This is a genomic window from Rummeliibacillus stabekisii, assembly GCF_007988965.1.
Classification (GTDB): Bacteria; Bacillota; Bacilli; order Bacillales_A; family Planococcaceae; genus Rummeliibacillus; species Rummeliibacillus stabekisii.
Window position 1 is genome coordinate 339,628 of record NZ_BJVD01000002.1, and the last position, 13,176, is coordinate 352,803.

General features: G+C 39.4%; 11 protein-coding genes. 4 read left to right on the forward strand and 7 right to left on the reverse strand.

Going from position 1 to position 13,176, the window contains the following annotated elements; all coding sequences use genetic code 11:
* The first annotated feature begins 5 nt into the window (after positions 1-5).
* Positions 6-2,012 (forward strand): sensor domain-containing protein, encoded by a 2,007-nt coding sequence (locus RST01_RS07435; RefSeq protein ID WP_147195603.1) that lies wholly within the window; start codon positions 6-8, stop codon positions 2,010-2,012.
* 99 nt (positions 2,013-2,111) lie between these two features.
* Here the strand turns inward: RST01_RS07435 and RST01_RS07440 are convergent, their stop codons facing one another.
* Both RST01_RS07440 and RST01_RS07445 read right to left on the reverse strand, forming a co-directional pair.
* Entirely contained in the window at positions 2,112-2,573 is a 462-nt protein-coding gene (locus RST01_RS07440) for a threonine/serine exporter family protein (RefSeq protein ID WP_147195605.1), read from the reverse strand.
* A gap of 12 nt (positions 2,574-2,585) precedes the next feature.
* Entirely contained in the window at positions 2,586-3,326 is a 741-nt protein-coding gene (locus RST01_RS07445) for a threonine/serine exporter family protein (protein ID WP_066792061.1), read from the reverse strand.
* A gap of 134 nt (positions 3,327-3,460) precedes the next feature.
* Here RST01_RS07445 and RST01_RS07450 point away from each other — a divergent pair, with 134 nt between their 5' ends.
* On the forward strand, positions 3,461-4,807 hold the full coding sequence (locus tag RST01_RS07450; RefSeq protein WP_147195608.1) for a polysaccharide deacetylase family protein: 1,347 nt from the start codon (positions 3,461-3,463) through the stop codon (positions 4,805-4,807).
* A gap of 159 nt (positions 4,808-4,966) precedes the next feature.
* Here RST01_RS07450 and RST01_RS07455 read toward each other — a convergent pair whose 3' ends face one another.
* Both RST01_RS07455 and RST01_RS07460 read right to left on the reverse strand, forming a co-directional pair.
* A complete protein-coding gene (locus RST01_RS07455; RefSeq protein ID WP_066791524.1) occupies positions 4,967-6,139 on the reverse strand; it encodes a saccharopine dehydrogenase family protein in 1,173 nt (390 codons plus the stop codon).
* Positions 6,140-6,154: 15 nt separating this feature from the next.
* Entirely contained in the window at positions 6,155-7,633 is a 1,479-nt protein-coding gene (locus tag RST01_RS07460) for an aldehyde dehydrogenase family protein (protein ID WP_147195722.1), read from the reverse strand.
* A 179-nt stretch (positions 7,634-7,812) separates the two neighbouring features.
* Here RST01_RS07460 and RST01_RS07465 point away from each other — a divergent pair, with 179 nt between their 5' ends.
* Positions 7,813-8,607, forward strand: a complete 795-nt coding sequence (locus RST01_RS07465) for a TIGR00266 family protein (RefSeq protein WP_066791523.1) — start codon at positions 7,813-7,815, stop codon at positions 8,605-8,607.
* A 184-nt stretch (positions 8,608-8,791) separates the two neighbouring features.
* A complete protein-coding gene (locus RST01_RS16255; RefSeq protein WP_256366249.1) occupies positions 8,792-8,914 on the forward strand; it encodes a hypothetical protein in 123 nt (40 codons plus the stop codon).
* 112 nt (positions 8,915-9,026) lie between these two features.
* On the opposite strand, the gene RST01_RS07470 is transcribed toward RST01_RS16255, so the two are convergent.
* The 3 genes from RST01_RS07470 to RST01_RS07480 all read right to left on the reverse strand — a co-directional run bounded on the left by RST01_RS07470 (position 9,027) and on the right by RST01_RS07480 (position 13,040).
* Positions 9,027-9,485 carry a VOC family protein gene (locus tag RST01_RS07470; protein WP_147195610.1) on the reverse strand — a complete coding sequence of 153 codons (459 nt, stop codon included), beginning with the start codon at positions 9,483-9,485 and terminating at the stop codon, positions 9,027-9,029.
* 270 nt (positions 9,486-9,755) lie between these two features.
* Positions 9,756-10,796 carry a ribonucleotide-diphosphate reductase subunit beta gene (locus RST01_RS07475; protein WP_066791519.1) on the reverse strand — a complete coding sequence of 347 codons (1,041 nt, stop codon included), beginning with the start codon at positions 10,794-10,796 and terminating at the stop codon, positions 9,756-9,758.
* 18 nt (positions 10,797-10,814) lie between these two features.
* Positions 10,815-13,040, reverse strand: a complete 2,226-nt coding sequence (locus RST01_RS07480; RefSeq protein WP_147195612.1) for a ribonucleoside-diphosphate reductase subunit alpha — start codon at positions 13,038-13,040, stop codon at positions 10,815-10,817.
* Between the last annotated feature and the right edge of the window lie 136 nt (positions 13,041-13,176).

Below are 13,176 nucleotides of genomic sequence, written 5' to 3' on the forward strand. Positions count from 1 at the left end.
AATTTATGAGAGAAACCCAGCATGTAAACCCTACTGTACATCCACTTACTCGTCAGACGCCCTGCCCTATGATGATCTTAAATTCAAAAGGAAATATCGTCTCTTGGAATCGTGGAGCTGAGATAGCATTTGGCTATACAGAAATAGAGCTGGAAGGCAATCCACCTCCATTTATAGTAAAAGATTATACCAATACATTTAAAGACCGATGGCTAAATATCCTTCAGTCAGAAGTCCCTATACAACTAAATAACATATTATTGCAAAAGAAAAAGGGAGACCCTATTCAAATCTCTCTTATTCTTAATACATTATCGATTAACGACGAAAGCTTTGTGCATTGCCAATTCTTATTAGTCGAAGAAGAAGCTGTTGATTTTGTGCTCAATGAAATATCTAACATACATGAGTATTTAGATTCGACCTTTATGTTGGCTGCACTTGATCAAGAAGGGTTGATTACTTATGCGAACCCTTTATTTTTAAAGCAAAGCAAATGGACACCAAAAAGGATTCTCGGTAAATCATTTTGGCAGCTTTTCCCTTCTGATTCAAAAACAACAGAATTCGCCAATAATATTTGGAAGACACTAGAAACGGGAAATCAGTGGCATGGAGAGGCAGAAAAAATTACAAAGGATGGACAGCATTATTGGGTCGACTTAACCGCAATCCCACTAAAAAATGCAAAAGGCCCATCACATTATATTTTGTTAGAAAATAATATTTCAGACAAAAAACAATTACAGGAACGTCTAGAGAAATTTGCTTATATTGATCAAGAGACTGGATTAATGAACCGCAATCGTCTTGAGCAAGTAGTTGAGTCGATGATAGAAGAAAGAAATCATTTTAGTCTCGTTTATTTTAGCATCGACAAATTCTACTCTTTGAAAGAAATTTATAATGACCAAGCAGACCGTATTGCCCTGCAGGAATTTACTCAACGTTTAAAAAAATATTTTCAAGACAGTGTCATTGCACGTGTCAGTATGGATGAGTTTGTCGTCCTAACACCGCTTGGTGAATGGTTCATTCAAGGGTTCCTGTCTTATTTAGAACAGCATCCGATTTATATCAATCATGGCGCATTCCCTATTTCAATTAGCGGCGGTATTTCAAAGTATCCAAATGACCAAATTTCATTTTCTCATTTGATGAAAGCATCCTATACTGCATTAAAGAAAATACAAGCGGAAGGGGGCGCACAGATTGGCAGCCTTTCAACAGCAGATCATAAGGCTTTATATACGAAGTCCATTATCGAGAAAAGGCTGCTCGTTGCGCTTAACCAACAAGATTTAAAAGTTTCTTATCAACCGCAACTCGATTTAAATACAGGAGAAATCATAGCCGTGGAAGCTTTTGTGCGCTGGGATGATAAAGAAATAGGCACAGTAGCGCCAGATGTTCTAATCCCTATCGCGGAAGAGACAGGGTTGATTAATAATATTGGCACCTTTATGTTGGAGCAAGTGTGTATGCAAGCTGCACAATGGAAAGAATCTGGTCTAAACATTAAGGCCAGCATTAATTTATCTGTGCGCGAATTTCGAGATAAAAATATGGCCAAACAGATCAGTAGCATATTAGAACGCACAAATTGCCCTGCAGAATTGTTGCAAATAGAGATTACCGAAAAGTTTGCATTGGAAGCGGAAGCAGAAAAATCAATTATTAAACAAATGAAGCAGTTGCATAATGATGGTGTCCGTTTTGTTCTTGATGACTTTGGCACAGGTTATGCCTCGTTCCGCTACATGCAGATGTTGCCGCTCTCTCAATTCAAGATAGACCAAACCTTTATATCATCCATGCCTTATCAGCCAAAAACGCAAAAGCTTGTTAACGGCATGATACAATTCGGCAAATCCATTCATATGGGTGTCTTAGCCGAAGGTGTTGAGACAGAAGAACAAAAAGAGCTTCTTGCAGAATATGGTTGTGATGCGATTCAAGGCTACTTGGTCGGTTATCCAATGGATGCAGATGACATTGAAAAGTTGTTTTAAAAAAAATAACAGCAATTGGACCATTTCAAATGGGCTCAATTGCTGTTTTATTATATGTGAAATATGAGTGATAGCTAAAGAACAAACAGATATGCGGAATTAACCTGCTTTGATCATCCTAGCCTTCCTTTTCCGAATGGCTCTGAAAACTAGCTGCATTAATACTTCTGCGAATACGAGCCCCATAACAATAGCGCCAGCAATAATAAACACTTTCGCTCCATATTGCGTGCTCTCGACGTAATCATTTTCAACAATCGAGCGCATTGCATTATAAGCAAGACCCCCTGGCACAAGAGGAATAATACCCGCAACACTAAATACAATCATAGGTGTTTTAAATCGACGTGACAACAAATGGGCAGCAATCGCGATTAAGAAAGCACCCGCAAAAGAAGCAAACACAGCATCGACACCCTTTTGCATAAATGCAAAATAAATTAACCACCCGCACATGCCGACAAGCCCACAGTGAAACAGCGTTTTCTTAGGCGCATTAAAAATAACGCCAAAGCTAGCTGTCCCTATAAAACTTAGCACTCCTTGATATACCCAATCCATTCAAAACATCTCCTAAAATGACAATGTGAGCGCTATGCCGGCTCCGATTGCAAAGGCGGTCAAAAGAGCTTCCATCCCTTTTGCTACACCAGAAACAAAATGACCTGCCATTAGATCACGCACCGCATTGGTAATTGCTAACCCTGGAACTAGCGGCATGACCGAGCCGATAATAATCTTATCAAGCTGTGCTCCTAACCCTGCTTTTAACACAAGCATGGCTGCTACGCCGATAAACAAGGATGCTGTAAACTCTGCAAAGAACTTCACTCTTGTTAAAGAATGCATAGCCAAATAAATTAAATAGCCAAATGCACCGATTGCCATAGCTGATGGCACATCAACCCACTTACCATTGAATAAAATTAAAAAACATCCGCTAGATGTTGCTGCTGCTATCAGCTGCACCCAAACAGGGAAGAATAAATTCGTCCTCTCTAAACGTAAAAGTTCTTCATACGCGTCCCCAACAGTAATGGCACCGGAGGTCAATCTCCTTGAGATGGCATTGACTACTGCAATTTTCTCTAAGTCCGTTGTACGGCTTGCAATCTGTGCAATTCGAGTGGGTCTTTTGTGACCCGCTGAAAAAATGATACCCGTTGGTGTGACAAAGCTTTGAGCGTCTGTGAATCCTTGGGAACTGGCCATTCTTAGCATCGTATCTTCTGCTCGATACGTTTCAGCCCCGCTTTGGATTAACAAACGTCCAGCTAGCAAAAAACAATCAATAGCTAATTCTTCCTGTGCTATTTCGATCAATACCTTTCACCTCATACTTCAATTATCTTTTTTAAACAAAAATGTTAGATTTAACATTTTTCTGCTCACTTTTCCTGTCGAATAGGGTAGAATAAAACTATCACACCTAAGGAGGAAGTACGGGAGTGACTACTAATGATCACCCAAAAAAGTATTACCTTTCTATACTTATTTTGATGGGTATTGCAATCTTGGCACTTATATTTTTTGTATCTAAAACACTGATTAACCAGAAGCATGGAGCTCCTGCTAGCAATCCTAAAGATAAACTAAACATAGTATCCAACACAACGCAAAAACAAACAAAACATGAAGGCATTTATTTGGTGACTGAAAAAGCAAAAGCAGCCGATAAAGATGTTGCCTACACGATTCAGTTTCCTAAAACGCCTAATAAAGCATTTAATCAAAATGTTACCGACTCTGTTGATAAAATGCGAGACGATTATTTAATAAACCAGATGACAACAGATACTAAAGGGAAAAAGAGCAAATTAACGATATCTACTAAAATGATTATCTATAAAAAGAACTATTATTCATTTGTTTTAACACAAACTCTCAACAAGAAGAGGAAGTGTGTAAAAACATTTATGTATGATTATAAAAACAAAAAAGTCATCTTATTGCAAGATATTATTCAAACAAAGCAAAATCTTGGCGTTTTATCTAGGACTGTTAAAGGCGAAATCATGTCCGATTGCCTGATAAAACCGCATCGCGATGCTGCTTCTGTAACAAATATCACACGGCCAATATGGGGTAATTATCAAGAATTTGCTCTAACAAAAAACGCATTTATTATTTATTATAATCCAGGCGAGCTCTCTAAGAATATAACGGGCATAAAAAAATATGTTATCCCTTTAACATCTACCACCAACGCTATTCTCGCTCCACCTTTTAAGAAGAAACAACCAGCAAAGAAAATTGCTTTGACATTTGATGACGGGCCTAGCAATACGGTAACACCTAAAGTATTGCGCATATTAAGAAAGCATCACGCTAAGGCCACATTCTTTATGCTAGGACAACAAGTCCATAAGTATCCGAATGTAGCCAAAAAAGTGTACGCAGATGGCCACGAAATTGGCAGCCATTCTTATTCTCATCCTGATCTTAGAACATTGCCGATTAAAAAAGTTAAACGACAAATCAATCAAACGAATGCAGAGATAAAAAAAGCTACTGGTTGTATGCCTTTTGCTTTAAGACCGCCTTATGGAGCTTATAATAAACGAATTCAAGCCCAATCATCCCAACCTATTGTTTTATGGACAGTAGACACGCTGGATTGGAAATACCTTAATTCAAAGAAACTTTTATCTCAAGTGAAAAAGGATGTCTACCCTGGTGCCATCGTGTTGATGCACGATATACATCTATCCACTGCACAGGGACTAGATGCTGTCTTAACGTACCTTGAGAAAAGAGGCTATACATTTGTGACGGTACCCGAATTGCATTCTTAGAATGGTAGATAACTAGTTAAATAAGCAGAGCGTAGAAGCTAATAAAAAAACCGAACACTATGTGAAATTTACACTTTACTTTCACATTTGTTCGGTCTTCATTATTTTACCAATCCGTTCATCCGTTTCAGGCTTTTCTTAGGGTTAGACCCAATCGTACTAGCCCTTTACAATATTTGTTGAGCGATGTTTGATTTCAGTAATCTTTACCCCTCGATGCTCCATTTCTTTAATATACGCTTCACCTGGTACCACTTTTTCTGGCGGGTAGACTCCTCTTTTATCAATTGTGCCATCGCCAACTAGTTGGGCAACTACCGCAATAGTATTCGCAGTTGCTTGAGCCATAGCCGTTTCGTTATTCACCTGGTCTCTGTATGTTACCATTTCATATTCATAGGAAACAGCTTCTTCATTGCTTTCACCGCTAACAATTACACGCAATAGTACAGCATCTTGCTTATCGCCAAGACCAATCTTACTTTCCAGTACCTCGCGTAAAACATCCCTTGCCTTGACCTTCTGCCCATTCACTGTTACTTCTGTTTCTTTGTTTGTAAGGCCTAGATCAACGAGTAACTTGAATTTTTCGGCATGGCCTGTATAACGCACCGTCTTATATTCTAATGTTTGGATATCTGGATATGACTCCGGCAATGTTGATAAGCCGCCAGAAGTATGGAATGCCTCTAAGCCATTGAATCCTTTAAAATAGAAAGGCTCCACTTCGGATAGAGATGGAATCTCTTGTAAAACGCCATTACGCACAACATGAGATGGATCTGTATAGTGATCAAACACGCCTTCTAGTGAAAATACCACATTATACTCTAATGGTGGTTCCTTCTCTACAGGTATGCCGCCAACATAGATTTTTATAGATTTCACGTGATCTAGTTTAGAGGCACCAAAACCGGACAGGATATTAATCATGCCAGGTGCTACACCCAAATCGGGAATTAGCGTAACACCCTTCGCTTGGGCTTCACTGTTTAATTTTAAAATTTGGTCTGTCGCTCCGCCAATATGGCCGCCAAGATCTACACAATGGACCCCTACTTCAATGGCAGTCTTTGCAACACGCTCATTAAACGTGTAGAAAAGTGCATTAATGACTACATTCGCTTTTGACATAACCAACTTCAATTGCTCATCATTCGTTGCATCAAGCTGTAATACTTCTACTTTCTCTGACTGCAATGTATCAGCAAATTGCTTCGCTTGTTCTTTGTTTAAATCCGCTAAAAAGACTTTTTCTATATTTGGATTTCTCACTAAATCACGAGCTACTTCTTTCCCCATTAAACCAGCACCCAAAACGGCAATTTTCATCCTGTTTCCTCCTATCTATTCTGTATCAATTTGTGCACGTTGCAGCTTACCACTGTAATCAATGTAGACACTCTTCCATTCGGTATACACATCTAATGCAGCTACACCAGAATCTCTATGGCCATTGCCCGTTCCCTTCGTGCCACCGAAAGGCAGATGGATTTCAGCCCCTGTCGTCCCTGCATTGACATAGACAATACCAGTATCCAAGTCGCGCTGAGCTTTGAATGCACTGTTGATGTCTTGTGTGAAGATCGAGCTAGACAATCCATACTGAACACTATTATTTACTTGGATTGCTTCTTCTAAATCAGTTACGGCAATTAGCGAAACAACAGGACCAAAAATTTCTTCCTGTGCAATGCGGGCATCCGGTGCAACATCAGTGAAAAGAGTCGGCGCATAATAATGTCCTTGGCTATAAGGTTGTTCTGTTAAAATATGTCCTCCGGCAAGCAACCTCGCTCCTTCTTTCTGTCCTTCTTCCACATAATAATGAATTTTTTCCAGAGCTTTTTGATTGATGACAGGGCCAACTTTGACCGATTCATCTAATCCATCCCCGATTGACAGCTGTTTCATCGCCTCAAGCAAACGCTGCTCTAATTCTTCCTTTACATCTTTATGCACAATAACACGGCTACATGCGGTGCAACGTTGCCCTGCTGTTCCAAATGCACTCCACAAAATCCCATCTACCGCTAGATCTAAATCAGCATCAGCCATGACAATGACCGCATTTTTCCCACCCATTTCAAGGGATACCTTTTTTAGATGCTGTCCGCCAAGACTAGCGACTTTCCTGCCTGTTTCTGTGGACCCTGTGAACGAGATGACTTTGACATCTGGATGTTCAATCAGCGCCGTTCCTACTTCGCCGCCAGAACCGAAAACAATATTGGCGACACCTTTTGGTAGGCCTACCTCATCAAAGATTTTGGCCATTTCATAGGCCATCATTGGTGTTTCAGTTGCTGGCTTCCATACAAATGTATTGCCTGCCACGATTGCAGGGAAGCTCTTCCACGTCGCAATGGCTACAGGGAAATTCCAAGGTGTGATTAAGCCGACAACACCAATTGGTGCTCGAACGCTCATGGCGAATTTATTCGAAAGTTCAGATGGGGTAGTTTCACCGAATAATCTTCTGCCTTCTCCAGCCATATAGAAAGCCATATCAATGCCTTCTTGTACTTCGCCTCGTCCCTCTTCAATCACTTTTCCCATTTCTTTGGTGAGGACAGTCGCGAGGTGTTCTTTCTTTTCCTGCATTTTCATGCCGATTGCATATAAATATTGCGCTCGTTTCGGTGCAGGCACTAAAGCCCATTCTTGCTGCGCCTGCTTTGCTTGCGCCACTGCTTCATTGACGATTGCTTCTGTGGCGAGTGGTACCTCAGCCAATACTTCTCCATTAGCTGGGTTTAACACACTTGTCCATTTTTCTTCCTCTGTTGCTAGAAATCTTCCTCCGATATAATGCTCTAATTGAATACTCATCATTATTCCCCCTTGTTGTATGATCGATCTGCAACCCTCTTGCTCTACTATTCTACATAAGAAGAGGAAATCCTTTGTATAATGTTTTTATTATTCAAAATATTATATTGCGGAACTTTTTTATTCTCTCATACGTAACTTGTTATAGATTATACGATTCGGAGGGTTTGATTATGAATAACCATGAAATTGATTACAAATTATATGGCGATGATATGCAATTTGTTGAAGTGGAATTAGATCCAAATGAAACAGTGGTGGCTGAAGCAGGCGCACTTATGATGATGGAAGACGGCATTCGGATGGAAACTGTTTTTGGTGATGGTTCAAGTAGAGGTGGCGGCGGCTTAATGGGCAAATTGATGGGTGCCGGCAAACGCTTGATTACTGGAGAAAGCTTATTTATCACGACCTTCACAAATGAAGATATGGGAAAACGCCATGTTTCATTTGCTGCTCCTTATCCCGGCAAAATTATACCAATGGATTTAAGCATTTACGATGGCAAAATCATCTGCCAAAAAGATGCATTCTTAGCTGCTGCAAAAGGTGTGTCCATTGGTGTAGAATTTCAACGCAAACTAGGCACAGGCTTCTTTGGGGGCGAGGGTTTTATCATGCAAAAGCTAGAAGGCGATGGGATGGCATTTGTCCATGCCGGCGGAACGATTATCCGCAAAGATCTTCAAGCTGGTGAAAGACTACGAGTAGATACAGGATGCTTGGTTGCGATGACAAGCAACGTTGATTATAGCATTGAAGCTGTAGGCGGCGTTAAAACAGCTCTGTTTGGCGGAGAAGGTTTATTCTTTGCAACACTGCAAGGACCTGGCACTGTTTGGATTCAATCATTACCATTTAGCCGCTTAGCAAGTCGTGTATTTGCTGCTGCTCCTCAAACAGTCGGGGGTTCACAGGTTGGTGAACGCGGCATCGGCGGCGTATTTAACTTGTTTAGTGATGACTAGCTCTCTGTTTTACGCCGGTTAAGTTATAAACGAACCATAACTCTTTTTATTCCATCTTTTTTAGAGGGAATAAAAAGAGTTTTTTCTTGTCCTCCCGCTCGATATTTTCTCAACTCTATGAATGCATTAATGCCTAAATGGGCACTCTGACAATAGAGAAAATCGGCCAGAGAGGAAGATCGCAATGAATGATAAAAAAGAGTCAGAAACAAGCCTTATTGGAACTTTCTTTTTTGTATTAGCCGTTGGATCTTTTATTGTGGCAGGATGGACTTTTTGCCTGAACTTTTACTTAGATCAATTTTGATGTTTCCTATATATAAAAAGGATAGATGAACAGCATGGTTATAGCTGATTCATCTATCCTTTTTGTTGCCTTAAAAGTTGGACAACTGTAGTTATGTAGTTATTTTATTTAATCACTCTCTACCACATAACGTTTCCCATTCTTTCCAGGGCATAATCTCTAATTCCGGTTTTGGCTGGTCATCTAGCATAGCAATAAATTCAATTGAGTGACCATCTGGGTCTTCAAAGTAGATAGATACAGCTGGCATAAAAGGAAATACTAATAAATTATCAGCACTCTCTCCAAAAAAGTTTGTTGTCTCAATGTTCAAAGAGGACAAATAATCTTTCGCTGAAGAAATATCATTTAAATCTACTCTGAAAGCAAAATGCTGTCTTTGAACTAAGGAACTCGGATAGTTCTCTCGTATACCTAGCATAGCCTCTCCAGGTTGTCCCACCCAATAAAACTTTAGTTTTCGTTCCGCATCTTCATATAATGGAATAATATTTAGCAGCTTCTCGTAAAACTCTGCAGATTTTTTATAATCACTGACATTTATATGTGTTTCAAAAATACCTTTTATCATGAATATGCTCCCCTTATTCCCTTGTGTGAAATTTTTGATAATTAATTTTAATGTTAATTTTAGTTTTCACTTTTATACTAATCAACTAATCTGTCCTATTTAGCTTTAATTCCCCCATCACTTTTTTCTTACTAGGCTTTCAGCTCATGCAATCCAGCAAGGGTTTACTAAAAAGCAAAGGATATTTATCAATTTTCAGTAAAAACTGCAAACAAAAAGTACATCACTTTTGTAAGTGATGTACTCGTTTGGTATTTATAAAGTTATTTATTAAAGTTCATCAAAGCCATTGTCTTGGACATTAACTTTTGTATATTGACGTGAACGTTGTTCAAAGAAATCTGTCTTGCCAAGATCTACATCCTCATAAGCTTTAATCCATTTCATTGGGTTTTTGCGGTAACCTTCAAATGGACGTTCATAGCCTAATTGGTTGCAGCGGACATTAGTATAGAAGTACACGTAATCTTCCACATCTTCTACCTCTAGCCCTTCGATCTTGTCACCGATAATTTCGTGTGCCCATTCAATTTCTAACTGCGCTGCTTCTTTAAAGATCGCTTGCACATGTTTTTCACGCTCTGGTGTGTTGTACTCAGGGTATTCTTCCAACAATTCTTTATAAATCTTTACAAAGAGATCGACATGAAGCTGTTCATCACGATTAATATAATTGATCATTGTACTTGTTGCTACCATTTTTTGGTTTCGCGCAAGATGATAGAAGAACGAGAATCCTGAATAGAAGAACAGGCCTTCTAAAATCACATCATAAACAACGGAATCAAGCATATTTTCGATAGTTGGCTCCTCAGAAAATTGGCGATAGCCTTTAATCACGAAGTCATTACGTTTCTCTAAGATTGGCTCAGTGCGCCAAAAGTCGAAAATGCGATCTTGTTCATCTTTTGATACAAGGCTAGAAAGAATATAAGAGTATGAATGATTATGGATGACTTCTTGCTGTGCCAGAATAATCATCAAGGCGTTAAGGCTTGAATCTGTTAAATAATCAGCTACTTTGCCGGCATAATCTGTTTGGATACTATCCAGTAATGCTAGCAAACCGATAATTTTTTTGAATGATTCTTGTTCATCTGCTGTTAGTTGAGAAAATTGTTTGATGTCATTGCTCATATTAATTTCAAATGGCGTCCAGAAATTACCGAGCATTTTTTTGTATTTAGGATAAGCCCAGCTAAAGCGTACATCATCCCAATTCAAAATGTTAGATGAACGGCCGTTGACAATTTTCGTCGAACGATTGGGTGCTTCTTTGTCCATAAGTACTCGTTTATTGACTGTTGTCATATTAAATCCCTCTCCTTTTTAGCTTTCACAAGACTCACATTCTAATAATTCAACTGAAGTAGAACGTACATAATAAGTTGTTTTAATGCCGCTATTCCATGCATTTAAATGAAGAGCCAGCAATTCTTTCGCTTTGACGGTATTTTGTACATATAAATTTAAGGATATACCTTGGTCAATATGACGAGAGCGCGCTGCATTTTGTTTAATCGTCCAGTTTTGATCGATAAAGTAAGCAGATTTATAGTACCAAGTTGTTTTTTCATTCAAATCTGGTACTGTAACTGGGATTTTATAATCTTTTTTCTCTTCAGAATAGCTCTTCTGGAACACTGGGTCGATACTTGCTGTACTGCCGGCAATAATAGAAGTCGTTGAGTTAGGAGCGACCGCCATTACATAGCCGTTGCGCATTCCTTGTTCTGCAACTTGTTGACGCAATAGTTCCCATTTTTCTTTGCCGTCATAGCCATGGTTTGTGAAGTATTCACCTGTTTGCCAATCTGAGCCTTCAAATAGTGGGTAGGATCCTTTTTCTTTCGCTAGCTCAGAAGATGCTTTAATAGTTAAGTAAGCGATTTGATCATATAGCTCGTCCGCGTAAGTAACTGCTTCATCTGATTCCCATGTGATGCCTTTTAATGCAAGCAAGTGGTGCCATCCGAATGTACCAAGACCAATACCGCGATAGCGTGAATTTGTGATTTCAGCTTGTTTAACAGGGATATTATTCAACTCAATTACATTATCAAGCATACGCACTTGAATACCGATTAAACGTTCTAGCACATTCGCCGGTACTGCTCTACCAAGATTGATAGATGATAAATTACACACAACAAAATCACCAGGTTTACGGCGAGTGACAATTAAGTCATCTTCCACTGTAATAGTTTCAAACTCAGTTGCACTCATGTTTTGTGCAATTTCAGTACATAGATTACTTGAATAGATCATACCTGTATGTTTGTTTGCATTCATGCGGTTTACTTCATCTCTGTAGAACATGAATGGGACGCCAGTTTCAAGCTGTGAACGCATAATCCGTTTCATGATATCAATAGCAGGTACGACTTCAGAAGATAATTCAGGGTTTTCTACGCAAGCTAAATATTTATCTCTGAATGAGCCTTGTCCTCTTGTTTCATCATAGTAGTCCTCTAAGTTGAAGCCCATAACTGTACGTACTTCATGCGGATCAAATAAATGCCATTCTTCACGATTTTCTACTGCTTCCATGAAAATATCTGGGAGACAAACACCTGTAAAGATATCATGTGCGCGCATACGCTCATCACCATTGTTCAATTTCAAATCAAGGAATGGGAAAATATCTTTATGCCAAACATCTAAGTAAACTGCAATTGCCCCTTGGCGTTGACCCAACTGATCAACTGATACAGCTGTGTTGTTTAGTTGTTTAATCCATGGAATCACACCGCTTGATGCGCCTTTAAACCCACGAATAGATGAACCACGGCTACGCACTTTACCCATATAAACGCCGATGCCACCACCAAACTTAGATAATGTCGCAACATCTGTGTTGGAATCGTAAATGCCCTGTAAACTGTCATCTACTGTGTCAATAAAGCAGCTAGAAAGCTGACCATGCGTTTTCCCAGCATTCGCAAGGGTCGGAGTAGCTGTTGTCATATAAAGATTGCTCATTGCCCAATAAGCTTCTTTTACTTTATCTAGTCGATTATCACTTTCGTTTTGCATCAATGTCATTGCAATGACCATCCAACGCTCTTGTGGTAATTCGATTGGCGTATTGTCGTGTTCACGAGTCACATAGCGGTCCATCAATGTTTTGAGGCCGATATATGTAAATAACTTATCGCGCTCCGGTTCCATCGCTGCCGCTAGCTGTTGTAATTCTTCAGGTGTATATGCTTCAGCTAGTGCCGGATCATATAACCCTTTTTCTACTAATTCTTGGACCTGTTTTGGAAAAGCTTGATAGACCTCTGTAGGTTGAACATGGCGAAGTGCTGCATATTCTTCGTAAATTTCTGCTAGCAACAACCGTGCTGCGACAAATGTCCAATAAGGTTCTAATTCATCTAACAGGCTTAATGCTTCAAGCGCTAAAGCACGTGTCCACTCAACAAGCGTATATTCCGGATGCTTATCTTCTAAACGTTCATGCTTCCGTCTAAGCAGCTCTAAATCCTCTTTACCAAACTCTTCTTCTAGTTGCTGCATTACTTTTTCTTTTTCATCCAAACGAATTAGCATATTTTTGTCTCCTTTTTACAAAATCTATCCCAAAAGATAATCGTTTTGGCTCTTTCGTTAAAAAAGCGATTGTTTTAACCCAATGGCTGAACAATCGCAAGGCTTATAAGGGAATAAATTTATTGATTCCGAAGCC